The organism is Neotabrizicola sp. VNH66, from assembly GCF_049445895.1.
GTDB lineage: Bacteria > Pseudomonadota > Alphaproteobacteria > Rhodobacterales > Rhodobacteraceae > Pseudogemmobacter.
This window is the reverse complement of record NZ_JBMSDW010000007.1, coordinates 177,613-200,640: the sequence shown is the minus strand read 5'-3', so window position 1 is coordinate 200,640 and position 23,028 is coordinate 177,613. Positions and strand designations below refer to the sequence as shown.

Here is a 23,028-nt window from a genome sequence, read left to right as displayed (position 1 = left end):
GTCTCACGTCCTTGCCCGCAGGGGGCGGATGGGGGTTTGCGCGTTCCCCTGAAAAACGAAACCATGGCGCAGGTGATGCGCCAGCATGTCACGCAGATACCGCGGCGGCTCGCCCCGGTCCTTGCGCTGGATCATCAGCCGCAGACGCCACAGCGCGCCTGCCAGTGCCGCCGAAGCGGTGGCCGCCGCGGCATAGGCGCGGCCATGGGTCTTGGCGAAGTAGTGCAGCCGCGAGTCGAGCCAGAATCCCGGAATCCGCGTCCATTTCTTCATACCGGTCGAGACCGATCCGATGTGCATGACCCGGCTTTCCACCACATAATCGGTGGGCCAGCCCGCCCGCGCCGCGCGGTGACAGAGATCGGTCTCCTCGAAATACAGAAAGAAGGTCTCGTCAAACAGGCCGATGCGGTCCAGCACATCCTGACGCATCATCAGGCTGGCACCCGCCAGCCAGTCCACCCGCTGCGTCTGTGCGGGGATGGGCTGCGCCACGATATGCCGCCGCAACAGGCGTGAGACGAGGCCAAGCCGCAGATGCGCCTCGAACTCTCCCGCGACCGAGGGGAAGCGGAAGGCAGTGCGGTGCGGGGCACCATCCTCGCCGAAGATATAGCTGCCCGCAAAGCCGGTGGCGGGATGGGTCTCCAGATGCGCCATCAGCGCGCGGATCGCGTCCTTTTCAGGGAAGGCGTCCGAGTTCAGCAGATAGACGTAATCCGGCCGCCCGCCATCCGGTAGGCCCGCGTGGATGCCGTGGTTGTTGCCGGCGCCAAAGCCGCCGTTGCGCCCCGATTGCAGCACGCGCACCCGGTGCGGACCGGTATCCCAGCCCCGCGCCGCAACTTCGGCCAGCATCTTCTCATAGGAGCCATCGTCCGAAGCATTGTCGACGATGGTCAGCGCCCCTTCGATCCCCTCCATCGCGGCAAGCCCGGCCTCGGCCGCGCGCAGGGTCATGTCAGGCGTGCGCCAGTTCAGAACGACGGTCAGCAGGTTTGCCATGCGCTTACTCCGCCGCCATGGCGATGACCTGTCCGCCCGCGGATTCCGCCGTGACGATCAGTTCGCGCAACCGGGCCGCCAGAACGCGGACATTCGGCTCCAGCACCATGGAATCGTGATCTCCGGGCACCTCAACCACCTGAAGGGCGGGGGCAAAGCGGGTCAGGTCATTGTCGGCAAAGACATATTCCTTGGCCGCACTGACCCATTTTCCACCCGATACCTTCCAGTGCAGATCCAGCGGCGGGCGGAACAGCACGGTCGCCCCCTGACGCGGTGTCATCTGATAACCGGGAAGCGCGGCACGGAAAGCCGCCTCGATCCCGGCGTTGTTGAAGGCGCCGCCCTCCTCCGCCATGGGCTGGCCCTGACGACGTTTCCACTCGGCCCGCGCCTGCATCCACTCGGCCAGATAGCCCGGACCCTTGGCCCGGAACTCGGCCAGTTTGATCAGCGCCTTGTCAGTGCGCGAGAGGACGGGGCGCATCGGCAGCGGCGTGTCCAAGAGCGTCAGAAGCGATACCTGTTCCCCCGCAGCCTCCAGCTGGCGGGCGATTTCCCATGCGATCAGCCCGCCGCCCGAGAAGCCGCCGACCAGCCACGGCCCCTGCGCCTGAACCTGCCGCATCTCGGCAATATAGTCGCGGGCGGCTTCGGTGAAATCGGTATGCGGCTTGTCCTCGCCATAGAGCCCGCGGGCCTGCAACCCGTAGAACGGCCGGTCATGGCCCAGAAGCTGCGCCAGATGCCGCAGGTTCAGCACGTTGCCGAACATGCCCGCGACAAGGAAGAACGGCGTCTTCGGCCCGCCCTCGCCCTGATGCATCGGCACCAGATGGGTAAACCGGCGGCGCGGGGCCGCAGGGGCCGCCGTGGCGGGTGCATCGCCCGTATCGGGGGTGATCCCGGCGGCCTCGGCAATCAGCGCGGCGCAGGCGGCAATCGTCGGCGCCTCGAACAGGACCGAGATCGGGAATTCCACCCGGAACGCCTTTTTCACCATGGCGAACAGGCGCACGGCAATCAGGCTGTGGCCGCCAAGGTCGAAGAAGCTGTCTTCGACCCCCACGCGGCCCACGCCCAGCAGCTCCTGCCAGAAGCCCACAAGGGTGCGTTCGATGTCATTCCGCGGCTCGACATAGTCATTGTCCAGATCGGGCCGTTCGAAGGCCGCGCCCTCGGGCCGCGTCGTCTCGGCCGCGGCAGCGGTCTGGCGCACAAGCGCAGGCAGGTCCAGCGAGGAGACGATCACCTGCGGCAGGTCCAGCGACAGGGCACGCACGAAAGCCTCGGCCCCTTCCTCGGGACGGATGCCCTGCCGGAAGGCGGCGACCAGCCGTTCCTCGGCGGGCGACAGCGGCTTTTGCGCGGCGTCATCGGTCTCCAGCGCGCGCGGATCGGGCGCGGGGAAGCTGAGCCCGCCCTCCAGCCGCCTGATGGTGAAGCCGGTGATTTCCACCAGCACCTGCCCCGCGGGTGTGGCGAGGGTGATGTCAAAGACCGCCGTCGCACGATCCGCCGTATTGGCGGCGGCATTGCGGATATGGCTGACGATCTCGGCCGGGACGGGGGCAAAGACCTGCATCCGGGCATAGGACACCGGCACCCAGAGGTGATCCGGCCGGTAGCCCGCGATCAGCCCCATGGCCCAGCCCGTGGCAAGGTCCATCAGCGCCGGATGCAGCCGCCATTCCCCCGCCTCGGCGGCAAAGGGCGCGGGCAGGGCCAGACGGGCCAGACCCTCGGTGGCAGACGTCGCGCGGCTGGTCAGCACGCGCCAGCGCGGACCAAAGGCCAGATGCGCCTCTTGCGGAGAGCGCAGGCCCTGCCCCACCTCGGCCACGGGCAGCCGGGCGGCAATCGCGCCGGGGTCGATCTGCGGCGCGGTGCCGGTCAGCGGCAGCAGCCGGGCGGTGGCATGGGTCATCCATCCCTTGCGGCCTGCGGCGGTCACCTCGGACTGGATGTCCAGCCCATAGCCCTCATCGCTACGGGTCAGGCGGACGCGGACCGGGCGCGTCTCGCCCCCGGCCACGTCCATCGCGCGCAGGAAGGTCAGATCGCGCAGCTCGAACCCGCCGGTTTCCCCCTGCGCGGCCCAGGCCTCAGCCGCCAGTTCCAGATAGCCGGTGCCGGGGATCAGCGCCCGGCCATCGGCGGTGCGGTGACCGTCCAGCACCCAGCGGTCCAGCGTGTACTCCGCATGGAACACCCGGTTGCCCTGCCGGTCGAACCCGGCCTCGTCCAGCATCGGCAGATCCAAGGGCAGCCGCGGCGCAGGCGGGGCGCCCATCCGGTCGGCCAGCGATTCCGCCGCCATGCCGACGCCCTGCCAGATGCCCCAGTTCAGCGCGACCACGCGGGTCTTGCCGCCCGCGCGGGATTTGGCATAGGCGTTCAGATATTCGTTCGCCGCCACATAATCCACCTGTCCCGCGGGCCCGGTGACGGTGGAGGTGGAGGCGAAGAGCACCAGCAGCGCAAGCGTGCCATCGGGGAACAGCCGGTGCAGAACCTGCGTGCCGTGCAGCTTGGGCGCAAATACCTCTTCCGCTTCGCCCGGCTGCTTGGCCAGCAAGGGACCATCGGCCACCACGCCCGCGGCATGGATCACCGCATGGACGGGACCGAACTTCGCCACGCCCGCATCGCGCGCAGCCTCCATCTCGAACACGTTGGCGACATCGGCCTGTGCCACATGGATTTCGCCGCCCAAAGCCTCCAGCCGTTGCAGGGAGAGGATCCGGCGCGAGACCGGGTCATTCGCATCGTTCTTCGCCAGCCATGCCCGCCACAGATCGCGCGGCGGCAGCTTGCGGCGGGCGATCAGGGTGATCTTCACGCCGTGGCGGCGGATCAGCTCCTCGGCCACGGTCAGGCCGATGCCGCCGAAACCGCCGGTGATCAGCACATGCGCGCCCTGCGGCAGATCGAACCCCGCGGCGGGCAGCGCCTGCGGACGGACCCCGGCCTCATACCGCCGGCCATCGCGCAGCGCGGCCACGGCAGGGCCATCGGCCATGGCCTCCTCCAGCGCAAAGCCCGCCAGCCGGTCCACAGCGCCCTCCAGCGCAAGGTCCAGCGCCGACAGCGTGACACCGGGCAGTTCCTTGCCGCCCACGCGGACGGGGCCCAGGACCATGGCCTTTTCCGGCCAGCGCAGCGCCTCACCCTTCACCTTGGCGGCGCCGTTGGTCAGAACGGTCAGCTTCACCGGGCGTGGCAGGCTTTCGCCCTCCACCGCTTGCAACAGGAACAAGAGCGACCAGAACCCCTGTTCCAGATTGCGGTGCAGGAAGCTGGAGCCGGGGCGGAAAGTCTCATCCGCGGTGACCAGCCAGCCGTGCAGGATGCGGTCGGGCGCCAGATCGCGCGCCACCAGATCGCGGAGGAGAAGGTCATAGCCCTCACGCCCGCGTTCGGGGGCCAGAACATAGCCCTCACCTTCGCGGGCGAAAGTGTCGCCCGCCCGCACGGTCACCACCCGGTGCCCCGCGGTGCGCAGGCGGGCGGCGGCAGCGGCGGTCAGGCCCGCGGTATCGCTGAACAGCAGCCATGTCTCTGCCGCCGTATCGGCCAGATCGTCGATGTCGAACCCGGCGGGCGCGGGTTTCCAATGCGGCTTCCACCCCCATTGCGCCAGATCGGCGATGCGCTCCGGCCCTGCCTCTTCGGCAACCGCGGCGGTGCCCGGTTCGATGAAATAGGGCTTCTTCTGGAAGGCATAGGTCGGCAGCGGCACCCGGTTGCGCCGTGCGCCACCCCAGACGGGCGCCCAGTCCACCGGCACGCCGCAGGCCCAAAGCCGCGCCATGCTGGCCATGTGCCAGGCATCATCGGCCATCTTCTGTTCCGGATGGCGCAGCGCGGGCACCACCTGCCCGGCGGGCACACCATTCGCCTGCGCCAGCGACGACAGCGCCCGGCCCGGCCCCATCTCCATGAAAACACGGGCGGGCTCCGCCATCAGCGTGGCCATACAGGACTGGAAATCCACCGTATTGCGCAGATGCTGCACCCAATAATCCGGGTCAGTCGCCTGTGCCGCGGTCAGCGGCTGGCCGCTGCGGTTGGAGATGATCGGCAGTTGCGGCGGATTCAGCCGGACCCCTCGCAGATAGGCGCCGAAATCGGCAAGGATCGGCGCCAGCATCCGGGAATGGGCCGCGATGTCGATGGCCACGCGCTGCGTCTCGACCCCCTGCCCGGCCAAGGTGGCGGCCAGCGCCTTCAGCGCCGCATCGGGGCCGGAGACGACGCAGAGCCCCGGCGCATTGACCGAGGCCATGTCCAGATCGCCGGTGACATAGGGGCGCAGGTCACCCTCAGCCATGGGCACCGACAGCATCCCGCCCGCGGGCACGGTATCGAACAGCCGCCCACGCAGATGCACAAGGCCGATGCAATCCTCAAAGCTCATCACGCCCGCCAGCGCGGCGGCGGTGTTTTCGCCCATGGAATGGCCGACCAGCGCGGCGGGCGTGACGCCCCAGCTTTCATACAGCTTCGCCAGCGCATATTCGGTGATCATGATCAGCGGCAGTTGCACGGAGGGACGCTTCAGCGCCGCATTCGCCGCGGCCTCCGCCCCCGCTGGGGGGAGCCAAAGCGCGCGCAGGTCATAGTCCAGCTTCGGCTCCAGCACCGCCAGCCCGCGGTCCATCCAGTCGGCAAAGACCGGCTCCGTCTCATACAGGTCGCGCGCCATGCCCGCATATTGCGCGCCGCCGCCGGGGAACATGAACACGACTTCGGGCGCGTCCAACCGGTCATGATTGAACACGCGGCGCGGATCGGCCCCTTCCAGCAGGCGGGCGGCCTCCTCATGGCTTTCGGCCACGATCACCCGGCGCTTGTCAAAGGCGCGGCGGCCTTCCTTCAGGGTATAGGCCACATCGGCCAAAGGCTGTTCTGGATGCGCGCGCAGATGGGCGGCCAGACGGGCGGCCTGCGCGTCCAGCGCGGATTTCGACCGGGCCGACAGGACCAGCGGCTGGAACGGCCACAAGCTTTCGTCGGAGGCCGCGCGGGCGGGCGCCTCTTCCAGCACGGCATGGGCATTGGTGCCGCCGACGCCAAGGCTGTTGACGCCCGCGCGCAGGACAGGCGCCTGCCAGTCGGTCAGCCGGTCATTCACCCGGAAGGGCGAGGTTTCGAAATCAATCGACGGGTTCGGCGCTTCATACCCCAGCGAGGGGGGCAGCTGCCGGTGATGCAGCGACAGCGCCACCTTGATGAGGCTGGCCACCCCCGCCGCGGTGTCCAGATGGCCGATGTTGGTCTTGACGCTGCCGATCCGGCAGCTGCCCACGGCATCGGTGGTTTCGCGGAAAGCGTTGGTCAGGGCGGCCACCTCGATCGGGTCGCCCAGATAGGTACCGGTGCCGTGGCATTCGACGTAAGAGACGGTTTCCGCCAAAACCCCGGCAATCATCTGCGCCTCGGCGATGCAGGCGGCCTGCCCATCCACCGAGGGCGCCAGATAACCCGCCTTGGCCGCGCCGTCGTTGTTGATCGCGCTGCCCTTCAGGATGGCCCAGATATGGTCGCCGTCGCGGATCGCATCCTTGGCGCGGCGCAGCACCACGCAGCCTGCGCCCGAGCCGAAGACGGTGCCCTGCGCCCGGTGGTCGAAGGCGTGGCAATGGCCGTCGGGCGACAGGATCTCGCCCTCCTGATACAGGTATCCGCGCGCATGCGGCAGTTCGATGGTCACGCCCCCGGCCAGCGCCATGTCGCATTCGCCGGAAAGCAGCGCCTGCGCCGCAAAATGCACCGCCACCAGCGAGGTGGAGCAGGCCGTCTGCACATTGATCGACGGACCCTTCAGATCGAAGATGTTCGAGACACGGGTGGCCAGAAAATCCTTGTCATTGCCGGTATGGCGCAACAGGAACATCCCGGTCTGATCGACCAGATCGCGGTTGGAACACAGGTTGAAATAGAAATACGACCCCATGCCGCAGCCGGCATAGACGCCGATGGCGCCGGGGAACCCTTCGGGCGGGTGGCCCGCGTGTTCCAGCGCCTCCCAGGCCACCTCAAGGAAATGGCGGTGCTGCGGATCAAGGATCGCGGCCTCTTTCGGAGAGAAGCCGAAGAATTCGGCATCGAATTCCTTGAACCCCTCCAATTCGGCGGCGGCGGGCACGTAATTCGCCCGCCCGATCCGGGCGCGGCTTTCGCCATTGGCCAGCAATTCGTCCTCGGACAGCACGCGGATCGATTCCACGCCCCCCTTCAGGTTCTGCCAGTAGGTCGCCACATCGGGCGCACCCGGCAGATGCGCGGCCATGCCGACAATGGCGATGTCGGTCTCGGCCACGGAAGAGAGGTCGATCTTGCTCACGGTCATGCCCCGTCCTGAACTGGTCCGGATATGGGAGGCACGGGTCCGCAAGACCAGTCCACCCCCTTTCCGGCCCCTGAAACCTAACGCAAAAAGCGGTTTCGCGATACCCGCCGCAACCCGCGCAAAGGATCATGTCCCCATCGGCGACAATGCCACAAAACCGCCACATTCGCGCCCGGAACCGGGGCGTCCGGGCGGTCAATTGCGGCAGCCCGGACGCCCCGGACACACAATGCGCAAGCTTTAGGCAGGCATTGTTAACCAGATTGCCCGCAATGGCAGGACAATCGCGGGCGGTCAGATCACCGTGCGCGTGGGTGCGGGCAAAACGCGGGCCACCTGCGCCTCGGCCCGGCGCAGGGCACGGGCGCGTTTCAGTTCCTCGGCCTGTCCCAGCAGGGCGCCCGCCATCAGCCAGGTCAGAGGCACGATGGTCGCATTGGGCAAAAGGTCCGCCAGATTGAAGGCCAGCATCAGCGCCACCGCCCCCACCACCGGCGGGATCGCTGCGCCGCGCGCAAAAGCCTCGCGCAGCAGAAGCCACAGCGGCAGGCACAACAGGCCGAATTCTGCGATATAGCCCAGCCAGCCGAACTGGCCGATGCGGATGATCCAGTGGCCGTCCGCCACCGTCCAAGCCCGACCGGTGACCGGATCGTGGATAAAGTTCCGCGCATAGCCGCCCCAGCCGAACCAGGGCCGTTCGGCCGCGCGGGCCAAGAGCAGCTCTTCATTATTCAGCCGGTATTCCAGCGACCAGGCTCGTTCGGCGTTGATGCCGGTCACGAAATGCAGCAGGTCCCAGATCGGCACCAGATGCAGGCCGCGCAGCAGCGGATAGGCGATCACCACCATCGCCACCAGCCCGGCCACCATGATCTGCAGCCGCGGCGGCGCCAGAAAGATCAGCGGCAGGCCCGCCATGGCATAGGCCGCCGGGCCAAAGCTCTTGCAGGCATAAAGCACGAAGGCCAGCCACAGCACCGCGGCCAGCTGCTTCGGCCGCGCTTCGGCCGGGCCTTCGCGCAGGAACACCGCCGCCGCCAGCAGACAAAGGAGCGCATAAAAGGCCAGCCATAGACCGTGCGGGGTGAACACCACCGGACGATAGCCGCCAAAGCGGATGGTCTGCGAAAAGTCGTGCTGGAAATACCCGTAGATCCAGCGGTTCAGCTGGGGTGAGATCCGCGTCTCCAACAGCATCGGAATGGAATACAGAAGCCCCGTCAGCACCAGCACCTTCAGCAGATCGCGCAGCGCCTGCGGCGTGGCCAGATCCCGGCGCGCCAGAACCATCGGCAGGATATACAGGATCTGCGTCGCCACGGTGGAAAAGCTGTCGTAAAGCCGCATGCCGGGAATGTCCGGCGCCAGCTGGATCGGAATGGCGTCGGGGTTCATCACCACGGTGACGAAGGGCGCCAGCACAAACATCGCCAGAAGCCCGCGCCCAAGCCAGCTTTGCGGCAGGAAGGACACCTTTTCGCGCAGGATGAACACCAGAATGATCAGCGCGGACAAAGCGGGCAGCGTGTCTTTGTCCAGATCCGGGATCAGCGGCAGGTCGAATTTCGTCAGGGGCGGCAGCAGCAGATAGGCCGCAACCACCGTCCAGATCAGCGCGCGGCCCGCATCCATGCGCGTATACAGCTTCCAGACCACATAGGGCCAGAAAGCCAGAACCGCATAGGCAAGCGGGTTGGGCGAGATCACGGGGCGAGCGGGTCCTGTCTGCGGTCAGGGTCATGCCCGGACGACAGGAGCCTAGCACGAAAGCCGGGCACAGGCGATGCTGCACGGCCGGAAACAGAGTGTTTGCGGCCCATCTGCATCGCAGGGCACCGTTTTTCATGCTAAGGGGCCGGCATGCAGTTCCGCTTTGACCAGACCTCCATCCGCCTGACCCATCCTGATCGGGACGGGCTTTTGTCCGATGTGGCCGCCCATTTCGCCCGGGGGCAGGGCTTTGCGCTGGCGACGATAAATCTGGATCATCTGGTGAAGCTGCGGGCCGATCCGGCCTTCCGCACCGCCTATGCCGCACAGGACATGGTGGTGGCAGATGGCAATCCGATCATCTGGTTGTCCGCCCTTGCCGGAGAGAAGGCAGAGCTTCTGCCCGGATCGGACCTTGTGCTGCCCCTGTGCCGGGCCGCCGCCGCCGCAGGGCTGCCGGTGTCGATGCTGGGCGCGACGGAAGCCGCCTTGCAGGGCGCGGCCGATCATCTGGCGGCGCAGGTCCCGGGCTTTCGCGCAGGCGCGCTGATCGCCCCGCCGATGGGATTCGACCCCGAAGGCCCGGCGGCGCAGGCCGCACTGGCAGAGATTGCCGCCCTTGGCCCCGGCCTCTGCCTGATCGCACTTGGCGCCCCCAAGCAGGAGCGGTTTGCCGCGCTTGGCCGCCAGCTGGCGCCGCAGACCGGCTTTGCCTCGGTCGGTGCGGGGGTGGAGTTTCTGTCGGGCCATCAGGCCCGTGCGCCCCGATGGGTGCGGGCGATTGCAATGGAATGGCTGTGGCGCGCGCTGTCGGCGCCGCGGCGGCTGATCCCGCGCTATGCCCGCTGCTTTGCCATCCTGCCCGGACAGACGCTGGCGGCGTGGCGGCAGCGCCGCGCCTGATCATTTATACTCGATCAGCCCGCGCTTGCGACCGCGCAGCCGGCCAAGGTGGTATTCCAGCACCCCCAAAGCCTCGGGCAGTTTGCCCAGCACGCTGAACACCGCCGCCTGCGGATCCTGCCAGCGCCGCGCCAGCCGCAGCACCTGCAGCGGCCAGAGCAGGATCAGCAGAAACCCCGCGGGATGGATCAGCCCGGCCAATAGCGCCGCCACGGGCACGCCCAGCCCCCAAAGCAGGGCGCGCCGCGTCTCGGCCACCCAATGCCGGTCCGGCCCCTGCCCGTGCAGTGCCGCCCCTTCGGCAAAGGCATGGCCCGCGCGGCGGGTCCGCTTCCACCACTGGCCAAAGCGCGTCATCGCCGCATCATGCCATGTCATCTCGGCGTCGATGCGCCAGATCTGGCCGCCCGCGCGGCGCAGGCGCTGGCACAGTTCCGGCTCCTCTCCGGCGATCAGGTCCTCGCGGTAGCCGCCCACGGCCTGCACCGCCGCCAACCGCATCAACGCATCGCCGCCGCAAGCCATCGCCTCGCCCAAGGGCGTGTCCCATTCCCGGTCGCACAGCCGGTTCCACAGGGTCGCCTGTGGAAACCGTTCCCGCCGCCGGCCGCAGACCACCACCGCACGGGTATGATCCGCAAAGGCCGCCAGCGCCGCGGCAACAAAGCCGTCGCGCAATTCGCAGTCGCCGTCGATCAGCTGGACGAATGCCGCCTGATCCGGACCCGCCAGCCGCGCCAGCCCGGCATTGCGGGCGCGGGCTGCGGTGAAAGGCCGGGCCATGTCCAGCGCCACCACCTCGGCCCCCATTGCCGCGGCCGCCTCAGCAGAGCCGTCCGTCGATCCGCTGTCCACATAGATCACCCGCCGCACCTGCCCCCGCAGCGCGGCCAGACAGGTCAGCAGGCGTGCCCCTTCGTTGCGGCCGATGACGACCGCATCCACCGTTTGCGAAGGGTCCGCCAAGGGCTGCATGCGGGCAGTCTAGGCTGCGGTGCAGCAAGCTCCAACCCCCCGGGCAGGCTTTCTTTTTGGGCGCATCTCTGCTATCAGGGCGCATCGGGCGGGGGCCCGGAAACTGCAGGTCGGCAAGGCGAAACGGGGCATCCCGCGTCGTCTGCCCAGGGGCAATCCGGTCGCCGGTCCGCTGCAAGGCGGGTCAACATTCCGTCGGGCGCATCCGCGCGCCGCCCTGCTGCAAAGGCCCGTTGGGACCATGAGCCGACACGAAATCTTGGGGCCGATCACGCCAGATGCACGAAATCACGGGCAATTTCTGATGCCGGACCAGGAAAACCGGGACGATCCGCCGACCGCACAGGCCGCACGCACAGGCCATGTGCCCCTGTTCCGTCCGGGCCAGCCGGTCGTCGCCTCTCCCATCACGCTGGACCAGCGCACGGGGCGCGAGATCTTTCACACCCCCGTCAGCTTTGCGCCGATGAACCCTGCCAAAGTCTGGGAATCGCTGACCGAAATCAGCCCGGACCGTGACAGGATGGCCGGAAACGGTCTGTTTACCGGCGGAGAACAGACGCCTGTGGTGCAGACTTTCGACATGCTGCGCACCCGGGTTTTGCAGGCCATGGCCAAGCATGGCTGGTCGCGTCTGGCCGTCACTTCGCCGGGGCCGGGTTGCGGCAAATCCTTTGTCGCCGCCAATCTCGCGCTCGCGCTTGCGCGGCTGCCGTCCTGCCGGACGGTGCTGCTGGACATGGACCTGCGCAATCCGGGGCTTGCCCCGCTGTTCGGCCAGACCGAGACGGCCCCCCTGCTGGAGTTTCTGACCGGAGAGCAGCCGCTGGAATCCCATTTCCGCCGTCTGGGCCGCAATCTGGCGCTTGGGCTGAACGGTGCGCCGGTGACGCTGGCTGCGGAAACGCTGCAGGATCCGGAATGCATCGCCGCCCTCTCGGCCCTGCGCGAGATGCTGGAACCCGATCTGATGATCTTCGACACCACGCCCGCACTGGCGCGGGATGACATGATGGCGCTGGCGCCGCAGGTGGATGCCGTGCTTCTGGTGACGGATGGCACCGAAACCACACCGGCCGAGGTCACCGAATGCGAGCGCATGTTTGAAGGCCGGGTGCCGCTTCTGGGCGTGATCCTGAACCGTGCGCAGGACCGCGGGCTGAAAAAGGGCCGCTTCGGCCGGGGCTGGTTCGGGGGGCGCCGCTGAATGGGACAGATCCAGTCGATCGAGGACCTGCTGAACTTTCTCTGGCGCCGCCGGTTCATCATCTTTGCCGTGGTGGTTCTGGGCTGCGTCCTCTCGGCCATCTATGCCAAGACCCGGCCCGACACATTCGAATCCACCGCCGCCATTCAGGTGCAGGGCGCGCAGGTCGGCAGCGACGGCACGGCCGCGGGATCGGCGCAGGTGCTGCAATCCATCGAACAGCGCCTGACCACCCGTGATGCGCTTCTGGAGATGATCGGGCGTCATGGGCTTTATGCCGATCTGGCCGCGCTTTCGGATGAGGAGAAAGTGGCCCTGCTGCGCAGTTCGGTGGCGTTTCAGGCCATCGAATCCGCGGCCCCCGCCAGCTATGGTCAGCCGGCCCAGATCTCCGCCATCCTGATCACCGCCCGCTACGGCACGGCCGAGGGCGCGGCGCGGATCGCCAATGACTTTGCGCAAGGTGTTCTGGACATGTCGGCCTCGGGCCAGCTGGACCGCACCCGCGAAACCTATGCCTTCTATCTGGAAGAACAGGCCCGGCTGTCAGGGCAGATTGCCGCGCTGGAGGGTCAGATCGCCGATTTCAAGAACAGCAATGCCGAAGCCCTGCCCGCCCAGGCCGAAATCCGGCGCGAGGAACTGGTCAGCGTGCAGAATGAGCTGCGCGCGCTGGATCAGCAGATGGTGGCCCTGCAGGAAGAGCAGCGGCAGCTGTCCGCGCGCGGTGACCTGCGCGCGACCGAGCGGCGGCGGCTGGACGAGCTGAACGGGCAGATCTCGGTGCTGACCGAACAGATCGCCGCGCTTCAGACCCGGCGCGATGCGGCGCAGGCCGCCATCGGCCGCCTGCCCGAGGTAGAGCGCGGCCTCTCGGGGATGGAGCGTGACCTTGCCCTGTTGCAGGCCGCACTGACCACCGCCACCGCTCGGCTGGGCGATGCGGAAACCGCGCAGCGGTTGGCCGAACGGCAGCAGGGAGAACGGTTCGCGCTTCTGGACCGCGCGGTCACGCCGGAATATCCGCTGAACTCCAACGGCAAGAAGATGTTTGTCGCCGGGGCCTTGGCCAGCCTGATCATTGGCATCGGCATCGCCTTCGTGCTGGATCTGATGCAGCCGGTCGTCCGCACCTCTGCCCAGATGGAACGGCAGCTGGGTCTGCGGCCGGTGGTCGCCATTCCCGAGCTGAATTTCGGGGGCATCCGCCGCCGGACGGCACGGCATGACCGGGCTTTGGCCAAGGCCAAAGCGCTTGGCCGCCAGCTGGCCGGGGCCCCGCGCTTCGTTCTGGTCTGCACCGGGCTGACTTTGGCACTGCTGACCGCATCGGCCTTTGTCTGAGGCCAGCCCCCGAACAAGCAAAAGGCCCGCCTGATCCGGCGGGCCTTTTCTTTTGGGATGCAGCGGCAGCCTGTCAGCAGCCGGTGCCCTTGAACACCACGGCAACCGTGCGCCACAGGATGCCCAGGTCGCCCTTTAGCGAAACCCCGGCCTCATAGGCGTCGTCGAACTCCGCCCGCGCCTCAAAGGTGGTGCGGTTGCGGCCTGCCGTCTGCCAGAAGCCGGTCACCCCGGGGCGCAGCGCATAATAAGCCGTTCCGGGATAGAGCGTCTGCTGGTTCACCATCATCGGCCGCGGGCCCACAAGGCTCATATCGCCCAGCAGCACGTTCCACAGCTGCGGCAGCTCGTCCAGCGAGGTGCGGCGGATGAACCGGCCGAAGCGGGTGATCCGGGGATCGTTGCGCAGCTTCTGCGTGCTGTCCCATTCGGCCCGGGCCGCGGGATTGGCGCGCAGATAATCCTCCATCCGCTGATCCGCATCGGTGACCATGGAGCGCAGCTTCCACATCCGGAACGGCTTGCCGTTCAGCCCCACACGGGTCTGGGTGTAGAAGGGCTGTCCGCCATCGCGGGCCACCGCAAAGGCAAGCCCGGCCACCAGCGGCAGCACCACCGGCGCCGCGGCCACGATGGCCGTGACATCCAGCGCCCGCTTGAACCAGCGGCGGTAAAGCCCGGTCTTCTGCGGTGCGGCAACCGCGGCTGCACGCATTGCGGCCTGCGGATGAGGCACAGCAAGGCTGCGCTGCGGCTCAGGAAAACTGATCGTCATTGTCAGCGCTCCGCGAACAGAAAACGCGGGAACTGGTCGTCATAGCGTTCCGCAGCGGCCAGAACCGCAGCGAAGGCTTCGTCGCAAATGCGCATTTGGCAGCACATGACTAGAACCCGGTAAGAACGCCCCCATCTGCATTTTACCGAATGCGCGCCCCCCTTGACCATGGGTCAGGACTTTTGCGGCCCGTATTTACGCCACGTTTACCCTGTTTTTTTGCCGTATTCTGGACACAAACTGTTCCACCCCTGTTCGCCAACAACCCAGGGTGGAAAAATGCCTAAGATCGCCCGCAAGAGGCGATCAAGGGGCAACCGAGTGATTCGTCAGAAAGAGAGATGCGGCTAAGGCAGCGGGCCGAAGTTGCGCTGAATCCACTGTTTCGGGATTACGAACGATCAGAGGTCGGCCGGATCCCCCTCCCGCGCGAGGGTGACCATCAGGGACAGGGCAGCGCAGAGACCCGAGAGCACATAGACCGCAAGCCATGCCAGAGGCGGATGACCGGCCAGCATCGAACACAGGACGGAAAAGCCGCCTGCGATAACCGACACTGCAACCATTGCGGCAACCATTTGAACCCGACTCTCCTGTTAACCATCCATAAAGCGATATTGTGCGCGATTTGCGAACATTTCCAGCATGTTTTTCACGATAAGCGCCCAATCGTTAATAAACGGCAAAGATCGGCCCCGGGTTCCCGGGACAATCAGGGACAATACAGTTCAAATGCGATGTTACCCGCCCAAGGCCGCCAGATCGGCCCGGAACAATGCGCCGATCGCCAGAACCAGCAAAAGCGCAAGCACTCCGGCAATCAGATCATGCCGCGCATCCCAGGCGCCATGCCGCCACGCCAGCCACCCGATCAGCGGATGCGCCAGCGCCAGCGCCAGCCCCTGCCCCAGCAGCGCACCGCCAAGGCCGCCGAAATGTGCCCCCAGCAGAAAGGCCGCTGTCTGCAGGGCCGCCTTGGCCGCAAGCAGCAGAAAGAAGCCGCGTCCGTCCCCTGCGGCCAGCGCGGCCTGATCATATCCCATCCCGATCACCGCGGGCATCTGCGCCAGCGCCACCGCGGTGACAATGGCCCCCGCCGCAAGATAGCGGTCATCATACATCACCCGCACCAGCGGGCCGCCGGCCAGCGCCATGGCCGCCAGCATCAGGAGAACCGCCACCGAAAGCCCGATTTTCAGCCGCCGCATCCGCCGCAGATTGGCCTCGGATGCCGCGGGCGGATGGTCGCGGTAGAGCGGGATCATGATCCGGCTGACCACCGTGCCCGCCATCAGCATCGGAAAGGACGCCAGAAACCAGCCGATGTTGTAGATCCCCAGCTCGGTCATGGTCAGGTAAAGGCCCAGAATGGCCTTGTCCCCCTGCGCCAGCAGAAAGCCGCAGGCGGTGGAGAGAAAGATCCACTTGCCGAACTGCACCAGTTCGCGCGCGGCCTCCGGCTCCCAGCGGAAGCGGTTGGTCGGCCCGGGCAGGCCGTAGTGCATCAGCAGAAGCCGCGCCACGGCCCCCGCCACCGCTCCGGCCGCCAAGGACCAGATCGACCCGGTGGCCCAGGCCAGCAGGATCATCGCGGCAATGCCAAGCGCCTGCGCCGCAAGGTCCAGCACCGTGACCCGTCCCAGCAGCAGATGCCGGTTCGCCGTGTCGATCCGGGTGGGGCTGAACCCGGCAATCAGCAGCGACAACCCCGCCACCGGCAGAAGCGCGGTCAGATCGGGCACCGCATAAAGCTGCGCCGCGGGCCAGGCCAGCGCACAGGACAACAGCCACAAGAGCCCGCCGCGGATCACATTCACCGTCCAGGCGGTGTTCAGGAAATCCGGCTCATCCCCGCGCGGGCTGCGGCTGATGGCGGGGCCAATCCCGGCATCCGAAAACATCTGCAGACCGACCAGCACCACCGTGACCAGCGCCATGACCCCAAACGCCTCGGGAAACAAAAGTCGCGTCAGCACAAGGTTCGAGGCCAGCCGCAGCGCCTGCGCCGCCGCATAGGCACCCGCCGTCAGCGCCCCGCCGCTGAGCGCGCGGGAAAACAGCCCCCTGCGGTTATCCGTGCCCGTCATGCGCCCACCCTTCATCTGTCGTCGCGGCGGAGCCTATTTCCGAACTGGGGCGCAAAATAGGCGCAACGCGGCGCATCCCTGCGGCAGGGGTGGACCTAAGGCTTTGATGCAACGCCGGTCGCACCATCCCCGCCCGGCCGCAGCTTGCCCCTTGCGCGATGCCGTGCCGGACCCGATCCTGCCGCGCAGTTGCCCCGATCTCCCGGATCCCATGAAACTCGCCTATCTCGTCAACAGCTATCCCCTGCCCTCCCACACCTTCATCCGGCGCGAGGTTCAGGCGCTGGAGCGGATGGGCTGGCAGATCCACCGCTTTGCCATGCGGTCGGCCCACGACACGTTGGTCGAAGCGGCGGATATTGCCGAGGATGGCCGGACCGAGCATCTGCTGAAGCACGGTCTTCTGCGGCTGGCGCGGCAGGGACTGCCCTTCGCGCTGCGGCGGCCCAGAGCGGCGCTCAGGGCGCTGCGGCTGGCGCTGGCCTGCGGGGCGCGCGGCGCGGGCGGACCGGCGGGCACGGGCGGGCGGCTGCGGCATCTGGTCTATTGGGTGGAGGCGGCCGAGGTCGCGCGGCGCTGCCATGCGCTGCGCCTGCCGCATATCCATGCGCATTTCGGCACCAACTCGGCCACGGTTGCCATGCTGGCCGCCGAAATCGGGGGTCTGGGCTATTCCTTCACCACCCATGGGCCCGAGGAATTCGACGCCCCCCACGCGCATTCGCTGGGGGAAAAGACCGCGCGGGCGGCATTTTCGGTGGCGATCTCGTCCTTCGGGCGGTCACAGCTGTGCCGCTGGACCGGCTTTGCCCATTGGCCGCGGCTGCATGTCGTTCATTGCGGGATCGAGCCGTGGCGGTTCCCCGAACCCGCGCCCCTGCCCGGCGGGCCGCTGCATCTGGTCGCCATCGGGCGGCTGGCGGAACAGAAAGGCTTTCCGCTGCTGGTCGAGGCGATGGCACTGGCGGCGCGAGACGTCCCGGGGCTGCATCTGACGCTGGTGGGCGACGGCCCGTTCCGCCCGGCGCTGGAACGCCAGATCGCCCGGGCCGGTCTGGATGGGCAGATCACCCTGGCCGGGTGGAAAGATGAAACCGGCGTGCGCGAGGCTTTGGCCGCGGCCCATGCGTTGGTGCTGCCCTCTTTCGCCGAGGGCCTGCCGATGGTGGTGATGGAGGCCTTTGCCGCCGGGCGCCCCGCCATTGCCACGGCGATTGCCGGGGTGCCGGAGTTGGTGACCCCGGACACCGGATGGCTGGTGCCCGCGGGGGACCCGGCCGCGCTGGCCGGGGCGATCCGGCAGGCTGCCGCCACCCCACAGGGAACGCTGGCCCGGATGGGCCGGGCCGCACGGGAGCGGGTTCTGGCCCGCCACGACATCGACCGCGAGGCGGAGAAGCTGGCGGCCCTCTTCGCCTCGAAGGGCAATCCCTGATCAGGCGGGGCGGAGCGAGGCCAGGGGCCGTTCGCGCACCGGCAGATGGACCAGCGCCGAGAACGCGCCCACCCCCACGCCGATCCACCAGACCAGCGTATAGTCGCCGTTCAGGTCATACATCTTGCCGCCCAGCCAGACCCCAAGGAACCCGCCGATCTGGTGGCTGAGGAAGACGAAGCCATAAAGCGTGCCCATGTAGCGGATGCCGTAGATATGCGCGACAAGGCCCGAGGTCAGCGGCACCGTGGCCAGCCAGAGCGACCCCATCACCGCCGAGAAGACCAGAACGCTGGTGGGGGTGATCGGCATCAGGATGAACACCGCCGCGGCGATGGTCCGCCCGACATAGATGCCGAACAACAGGTATTTCTTGGTATAGCGCTTGCCCAGCCAGCCCGCCGTCAGCGTGCCCGCAATGTTGAACATGCCGATGACCGCAATCGAAATGGCCCCAAGCGCCGAGGTGGTGGTGATCCCGATGGCCGACAGCATGCCATTCGGGTCGATCGGGCCGCACAGCTCGGTCACGAAGGCAGGGAAATGCGCAGTGATGAAGGCCAGCTGATAGCCGCAGGAGAAGAAGCCCAGGAAAATCAGCGTATAGGACGGGTCCTTCATCGCCTTGACCAGCACCTGCCCCAAGGTCTCTTCCAGTTCGGCCTTGCTGGCCACATGGGGAGAGCGGATGAAGGGCAGCGCGAACAACGTCAGCATGATCACGCAGGCAAAGATCACGAAGACCATCTGCCAGCTGTAATATTGCAGCAGGAATTCTGCCGCCGGGGCACCGAACACCTGCCCGGCCGATCCCGCAGCCGTGCCGATGCCAAGCGCCATCGAACGGTTTTCCGGTGCGGCCGCCCGGCCCACAATGGCCAGGATCACGCCAAAGCCGGTGCCCGCGATGCCAAAACCCACAAGGATCGCCAACCACTGGTGCTGCCACGGCTCCACCGCGAAAGCCGACAGCACAAGGCCAAGCGCATAAAGCAGCGCGCCACCGACAATCGCCTTGCGGTCTCCGAACCGCTCTGCCACCGCGCCGAACAACGGCTGACCGATGCCCCAGGCCAGATTCTGGATGGCGATGGCCAGCGAGAATTCGCTGCGGGCCCAGCCGAACTCCTGCGCAACCGGGATCTGGAACACGCCGAAACTGGCGCGGATGGCAAATCCGATCATCAGGATCACCGAACCGGCGATCAGCACCGGAGTGATCAGGGGGGCCTTGGTCGTGGTCATCGCGCGCTCCTCTGCGGGCCGCGAAACTGCGCCTGCGGCGCGGCAGCGTCAAATGCTGAATTGTGATGCACACAAGAAGCATTCGTGATGCCGGTGCGGCAGGTGGCTTGCATCAGGGCCAGCGGCTTGGGACAAAAGACAAAACAAAGGGGGGAACAGTGGGGATCGAGACATTGGCGGCGGCCGTGCTGGCCGGGATGATCTATGTTCTGGTGCCGGGACCCGCGACGCTGGCCACCCTGTCGCTGTCCGCCACCCGCGGGCGCGGGGCGGCGCTGCGGTTTCTGGCCGCACATCTGGCGGGCGATGTGACATGGGCCGCGCTGGCGCTGATGGCGCTGGCGGGCGTGTCGCGGCTGAGTCCCGGCCTTTTTGACGCACTTGGTCTGGCCTGCGGCGCCTATCTGGTCTGGCTGGGGGTAAAGGCGCTGCGATCTACCGCCGGGCAGGCCGCGCCTGTGGTGGCCGATCCGGTCCGCGCGGGGCTGGCCTTCGGGCTGACCAATCCCAAGGCCTATCCTTTCGCGCTGGCCATGCTGACCGCGCTTCTGGGCCGCGACGCCGCCGCGCTGACCCTGCCGGGCGCCTTGTCCCTGCTGGGTGCCTGCACCGCCGGGTTCATCCTGGCCGATCTGATCGTGGTGTTCTGGACCGGCCTTGCCCCGGTCCGCAGGCTCTACCGCCGCTTTGCCACCCCCATCGGACGCGCCATGGGTGTTCTTTTCATCGCCTTCGGGCTGAAATCCGCGGCGGACGCGGTGCATTCCTTCTGGGGGCGGGCATGAGCGACTGGTGGAAAGGCGCGGTGACCTATCAGGTCTATCCCCGCAGTTTTCAGGATTCGAACGGCGATGGCGTGGGCGATCTGCCCGGCATCACGGCCCGGCTGCCCTATCTGGCCGATCTGGGGGTGGATGCGGTCTGGCTGTCGCCCTTTTTCCGCAGCCCTATGAAGGACATGGGCTATGACGTGTCCGATTATACCGATGTGGACCCCGTCTTCGGCACGCTGAAGGATTTCGACACCTTCACCGCCCGCGCGCATGAGCTGGGCCTGAAGGTGATGATCGACCAGGTGCTGTCGCATTCCTCGGACCAGCATCCGTTCTTTGCCGAAAGCCGCGCCAGCCGGACCGGGCCGAAGGCCGACTGGTATGTCTGGGCCGACCCGAACCACGACGGCACCCCGCCCACCAACTGGCTTTCGGTCTTCGGCGGCCCGGCCTGGACCTGGGACGGGCGGCGGCGGCAGTTCTATCTGCACAATTTCCTGACCGAGCAGCCGGATTTCAACTATCACAACCCGGCCGTGCAGGATTGGGCGCTGTCCGTGCTGCGCTTCTGGCTGGACCGCGGGGTGGACGGGTTCCGCTTCGATACGGTGAACTACTTCTTCCACGATCCGCTTCTGCGATCGAACCCCGCCGATCCGCGCGACAAGGCCGAGCCGGAGGCCAATCCCTACGGCATGCAATATCACCTGTTCGACAAGAACCGGCCCGAGAATCTGGTATGGCTGTCGCGCATCCGTGCAGTGCTGGACGAATACGGCGCCACCTCGGTGGGCGAAGTGGGCGAAAGCCATCATGCGATCCGGATGATGGGCGAATATTCGGCGCCGGGCCGCCTGCATCAGTGCTACAGTTTCGAGATGCTGGGGCCGGATTTCTCGCCCGCGGCCTTCCGCCAGAAGATCGGCGATTTCTTCACCGACGCGCCCGAAGGCTGGCCGATGTGGGCCTTCGGCAATCATGACGTGCCGCGGCAGGTGACGCGCTGGCTGTCGCATGGCGCCGGGCAGGATGAAATCGCCCGCCAGTCCGGGGCGCTGCTTTTGTCCTTCGAAGGCTCCGTCTGTCTCTGGCAGGGCGAGGAGCTGGGCCAGACCGACACCGAACTGGCCTTCGAAGAACTGACGGATCCCCAGGGCATCGCCTTCTGGCCTGCGCCGGTCGGGCGCGACAATACCCGAACGCCGATGGTCTGGGACGACGGCCCGCAGGGCGGGTTCACCACAGGCACACCCTGGCTGCCGGTGAAGCCACCGCAGCTTGCGCGGAACGTGGCTTCGCAACTGGGGCAGCCCGGCTCGGTGCTGGAATTCTACCGCAGCATGCTGGCCTTCCGCCGCGCGACCCCGGCGCTGCGCCATGGCAGGACCAGTTTCCTCGACACGCCCGCCCCGGTTCTGGCCTTCCAGCGGGGCACCGGGCCGGGCGCCGTGCTCTGCCTCTTCAACCTCTCGCCCGCAACAGTGGCGCTGGATTTCCCCGGCCCGGTGGCGTTGACCGGCCCGGTGCAGAATGCCGAACTCTCAGAGGGCGTGCTGACCCTCGGCCCGAATGCCGTGGCCTTCTTCCCCCTGCCGGGCTGACCCGCAGCCCTTTCATCTTGGCCGAAATATCCTCGGGGGGAGACGCCCCCCCGGGCGCCGTGGGGGGCGGCCCGGCTGCGGCCTAGCGTGCCGCCTCCCATGCGGCGACCAGCGCCCGGGCACGGACGCCCACCTCCTCGGCCGTGAGGCCCGGGATATAAAGCGCGGTGCCAATGCCGAATCCGTCCGCCCCGGCCGCAATCCACTGGGCAAAATTCGACGGCCCCGCCCCGCCCACGGCATAGACCTGCGTGCCCTTCGGCAGCACGGCACGGATCGCCTTCAGCCCCTCCGCCCCGACCAGCGTGCCGGGAAACAGCTTCAGCCCGGTCGCCCCGGCCTTCAGCGCGGCAAAGCATTCCGTGGGCGTCATCACCCCCGGCCAGCTTTCCATCCCCAGCCGCCGCGTCTCGGCAATCACCTGCGCATCCGCATTGGGCGAGACGATCAGCGTGCCCCCGGCCGACTGCACCTCGCGCACCTCCTCCACCGCCAGCACCGTGCCGGCGCCGATCTGGGCATGCGGGCCGAATTCCCGGGCCATGGCCGCGATCGACGTCATCGGATGCGGCGAATTCAGCGGCACCTCGATCCGGGTGATGCCGGCATCCATCAGCGCGGCGGTGACGGGCAGCGCATCGGCGGGGGTGATTCCGCGCAGAATGGCGATCAGCGGACGATGGGTCATCATGCCTCCTTCGGGCGGTAAAGCGCGGTCAGCCCGGCCAATGTGCAGGCGGTGTCACCCATCAGGCGCGCGGTCACGCCCTGCGCAGCCAGGGCCCGGGCATAGGCCGCGCACAGCCGGGAGGAGCCGACCAGCGCCACCGCCTGCCCCAGCCAATAGGGCCGCGCCGCCGCCAGTTCCATCCCGATCAAGAGCCCCGACAGCCGCGCCCGCGCCGTGACGGGCGGCAGCCCGTGCAACAGCCCCTCGGCCCTCAGCGCGAAAAGCCGTGCCCCGATCTTTTCCGGGCGGGACAGTGCATCCGAAACAGCGGTATCAAACGCCTCCGGATCGTCACCCTCTGCCCCGGTCAGCCCGTGCCGCAGCACCGACTGCCGCGACAGCAGGTCGAACATCTCGCCCGTCATGAAGGTCTGGAAACTGACCACCTCACCCGCGCTGACATGGGCCCATTTGCAATGGGTGCCGGGCAGACAGATCACCCCGTCAAACCCCGGCTCCTGCGCCAGAACCCCGGCGATCTGCGTCTCCTCGCCGCGCATCACATCGGCGGGCCGGTCCTGCGACAGGCCGGGCGCGATCCGCACCGAAAGCCGCGGGTCCCGCGCGGGCGCGACGGTCATCGCCGCGGCATCGACCGGGGTGCAGGGCACGGCGCGATAGGCGGCCTCGACCCAGCCTTGCCGCGCACCGACCATGCCACAGGCCACCACCGGAGTGACGCCCGCGCCCAGCCACGCCCCGGCCAGCCGCAACAGTGCCGGCTCGAACCCGTGGCGCGACAGCTTGCCCATCCCCTCGTCAGAGCCTGCAGCGGCCAGAACCCGGCCATCGGCGGCCATCGCCCAGACCCGCAGGTTCGAGGTGCCCCAATCCGCCGCGATCCAGTCTGCCGTGATGCCGTCCGCACCCATGCCGCGCC

General features: G+C 67.5%; 16 protein-coding genes. 6 read left to right on the top strand and 10 right to left on the bottom strand.

Annotated features, from left to right (window positions below; all coding sequences use genetic code 11):
• Nucleotides 1-3: 3 nt before the first annotated feature.
• The 3 genes from ACO2Q5_RS12485 to ACO2Q5_RS12475 all read right to left on the bottom strand — a co-directional run bounded on the left by ACO2Q5_RS12485 (nt 4) and on the right by ACO2Q5_RS12475 (nt 9,070).
• Complete coding sequence (locus ACO2Q5_RS12485; protein ID WP_423291471.1) at nt 4-1,005, bottom strand: glycosyltransferase family 2 protein; 1,002 nt, start codon at nt 1,003-1,005, stop codon at nt 4-6.
• Between the two features lie 4 nt (nt 1,006-1,009).
• On the bottom strand, nt 1,010-7,360 hold the full coding sequence (locus tag ACO2Q5_RS12480; RefSeq protein ID WP_423291469.1) for a type I polyketide synthase: 6,351 nt from the start codon (nt 7,358-7,360) through the stop codon (nt 1,010-1,012).
• Between the two features lie 294 nt (nt 7,361-7,654).
• Nucleotides 7,655-9,070: a hypothetical protein gene (locus ACO2Q5_RS12475; RefSeq protein ID WP_423291467.1), complete on the bottom strand. Its 1,416-nt coding sequence runs from the start codon at nt 9,068-9,070 to the stop codon at nt 7,655-7,657.
• 153 nt (nt 9,071-9,223) lie between these two features.
• Here ACO2Q5_RS12475 and ACO2Q5_RS12470 point away from each other — a divergent pair, with 153 nt between their 5' ends.
• Nucleotides 9,224-9,976 carry a WecB/TagA/CpsF family glycosyltransferase gene (locus ACO2Q5_RS12470; RefSeq protein WP_423291465.1) on the top strand — a complete coding sequence of 251 codons (753 nt, stop codon included), beginning with the start codon at nt 9,224-9,226 and terminating at the stop codon, nt 9,974-9,976.
• Here the strand turns inward: ACO2Q5_RS12470 and ACO2Q5_RS12465 are convergent, their stop codons facing one another.
• Nucleotides 9,977-10,951 (bottom strand): glycosyltransferase family 2 protein, encoded by a 975-nt coding sequence (locus tag ACO2Q5_RS12465; protein ID WP_423291463.1) that lies wholly within the window; start codon nt 10,949-10,951, stop codon nt 9,977-9,979.
• A 304-nt stretch (nt 10,952-11,255) separates the two neighbouring features.
• Here ACO2Q5_RS12465 and ACO2Q5_RS12460 point away from each other — a divergent pair, with 304 nt between their 5' ends.
• Entirely contained in the window at nt 11,256-12,158 is a 903-nt protein-coding gene (locus ACO2Q5_RS12460; RefSeq protein WP_423291461.1) for a CpsD/CapB family tyrosine-protein kinase, read from the top strand.
• Nucleotides 12,159-13,502, top strand: a complete 1,344-nt coding sequence (locus ACO2Q5_RS12455; RefSeq protein ID WP_423291459.1) for a GumC family protein — start codon at nt 12,159-12,161, stop codon at nt 13,500-13,502. It abuts the gene before it with no gap.
• Nucleotides 13,503-13,575: 73 nt separating this feature from the next.
• On the opposite strand, the gene ACO2Q5_RS12450 is transcribed toward ACO2Q5_RS12455, so the two are convergent.
• From ACO2Q5_RS12450 to ACO2Q5_RS12440, 3 genes are all read right to left on the bottom strand, one after another.
• Nucleotides 13,576-14,217: a sugar transferase gene (locus ACO2Q5_RS12450; RefSeq protein WP_423291561.1), complete on the bottom strand. Its 642-nt coding sequence runs from the start codon at nt 14,215-14,217 to the stop codon at nt 13,576-13,578.
• Between the two features lie 461 nt (nt 14,218-14,678).
• On the bottom strand, nt 14,679-14,855 hold the full coding sequence (locus ACO2Q5_RS12445; RefSeq protein WP_423291457.1) for a hypothetical protein: 177 nt from the start codon (nt 14,853-14,855) through the stop codon (nt 14,679-14,681).
• Between the two features lie 162 nt (nt 14,856-15,017).
• Complete coding sequence (locus ACO2Q5_RS12440) at nt 15,018-16,364, bottom strand: oligosaccharide flippase family protein (protein WP_423291455.1); 1,347 nt, start codon at nt 16,362-16,364, stop codon at nt 15,018-15,020.
• Nucleotides 16,365-16,575: 211 nt separating this feature from the next.
• Here ACO2Q5_RS12440 and ACO2Q5_RS12435 point away from each other — a divergent pair, with 211 nt between their 5' ends.
• Complete coding sequence (locus ACO2Q5_RS12435; RefSeq protein WP_423291453.1) at nt 16,576-17,799, top strand: glycosyltransferase; 1,224 nt, start codon at nt 16,576-16,578, stop codon at nt 17,797-17,799.
• Here the strand turns inward: ACO2Q5_RS12435 and ACO2Q5_RS12430 are convergent, their stop codons facing one another.
• Nucleotides 17,800-19,044 (bottom strand): MFS transporter, encoded by a 1,245-nt coding sequence (locus ACO2Q5_RS12430; RefSeq protein ID WP_423291451.1) that lies wholly within the window; start codon nt 19,042-19,044, stop codon nt 17,800-17,802.
• A gap of 158 nt (nt 19,045-19,202) precedes the next feature.
• On the opposite strand from ACO2Q5_RS12430, the gene ACO2Q5_RS12425 reads away from it, so the two are divergent.
• Both ACO2Q5_RS12425 and ACO2Q5_RS12420 read left to right on the top strand, forming a co-directional pair.
• Entirely contained in the window at nt 19,203-19,829 is a 627-nt protein-coding gene (locus tag ACO2Q5_RS12425; RefSeq protein ID WP_423291449.1) for a LysE family translocator, read from the top strand.
• On the top strand, nt 19,826-21,418 hold the full coding sequence (locus ACO2Q5_RS12420) for an alpha-amylase family glycosyl hydrolase (protein ID WP_423291447.1): 1,593 nt from the start codon (nt 19,826-19,828) through the stop codon (nt 21,416-21,418). Before ACO2Q5_RS12425 ends, ACO2Q5_RS12420 begins: the two co-directional genes overlap by 4 nt.
• 82 nt (nt 21,419-21,500) lie before the next feature.
• On the opposite strand, the gene ACO2Q5_RS12415 is transcribed toward ACO2Q5_RS12420, so the two are convergent.
• Entirely contained in the window at nt 21,501-22,106 is a 606-nt protein-coding gene (locus ACO2Q5_RS12415) for a 2-dehydro-3-deoxy-6-phosphogalactonate aldolase (protein ID WP_423291445.1), read from the bottom strand.
• On the bottom strand, nt 22,106-23,020 hold the full coding sequence (locus ACO2Q5_RS12410) for a 2-dehydro-3-deoxygalactonokinase (protein ID WP_423291443.1): 915 nt from the start codon (nt 23,018-23,020) through the stop codon (nt 22,106-22,108). The genes ACO2Q5_RS12415 and ACO2Q5_RS12410 overlap by 1 nt, the downstream gene beginning before the upstream one ends.
• Nucleotides 23,021-23,028: the final 8 nt, after the last annotated feature.

Excerpts from the sequence above, each read along its gene's own strand:
- ACO2Q5_RS12440 (WP_423291455.1), bottom strand. The coding sequence starts at position 16,364 with ATGACGGGCACGGATAACCGCAGGGGGCTGTTTTCCCGCGCGCTCAGC.
- ACO2Q5_RS12485 (WP_423291471.1), bottom strand. The coding sequence starts at position 1,005 with ATGGCAAACCTGCTGACCGTCGTTCTGAACTGGCGCACGCCTGACATG.
- ACO2Q5_RS12450 (WP_423291561.1), bottom strand. The coding sequence starts at position 14,217 with ATGCGTGCAGCCGCGGTTGCCGCACCGCAGAAGACCGGGCTTTACCGC.
- ACO2Q5_RS12465 (WP_423291463.1), bottom strand. The coding sequence starts at position 10,951 with ATGCAGCCCTTGGCGGACCCTTCGCAAACGGTGGATGCGGTCGTCATC.
- ACO2Q5_RS12445 (WP_423291457.1), bottom strand. The coding sequence starts at position 14,855 with ATGGTTGCCGCAATGGTTGCAGTGTCGGTTATCGCAGGCGGCTTTTCC.
- ACO2Q5_RS12435 (WP_423291453.1), top strand. The coding sequence starts at position 16,576 with ATGAAACTCGCCTATCTCGTCAACAGCTATCCCCTGCCCTCCCACACC.
- ACO2Q5_RS12480 (WP_423291469.1), bottom strand. The coding sequence starts at position 7,360 with ATGACCGTGAGCAAGATCGACCTCTCTTCCGTGGCCGAGACCGACATC.
- ACO2Q5_RS12460 (WP_423291461.1), top strand. The coding sequence starts at position 11,256 with ATGCCGGACCAGGAAAACCGGGACGATCCGCCGACCGCACAGGCCGCA.
- ACO2Q5_RS12415 (WP_423291445.1), bottom strand. The coding sequence starts at position 22,106 with ATGACCCATCGTCCGCTGATCGCCATTCTGCGCGGAATCACCCCCGCC.
- ACO2Q5_RS12410 (WP_423291443.1), bottom strand. The coding sequence starts at position 23,020 with ATGGGTGCGGACGGCATCACGGCAGACTGGATCGCGGCGGATTGGGGC.
- ACO2Q5_RS12470 (WP_423291465.1), top strand. The coding sequence starts at position 9,224 with ATGCAGTTCCGCTTTGACCAGACCTCCATCCGCCTGACCCATCCTGAT.
- ACO2Q5_RS12455 (WP_423291459.1), top strand. The coding sequence starts at position 12,159 with ATGGGACAGATCCAGTCGATCGAGGACCTGCTGAACTTTCTCTGGCGC.
- ACO2Q5_RS12430 (WP_423291451.1), bottom strand. The coding sequence starts at position 19,044 with ATGACCACGACCAAGGCCCCCCTGATCACTCCGGTGCTGATCGCCGGT.
- ACO2Q5_RS12420 (WP_423291447.1), top strand. The coding sequence starts at position 19,826 with ATGAGCGACTGGTGGAAAGGCGCGGTGACCTATCAGGTCTATCCCCGC.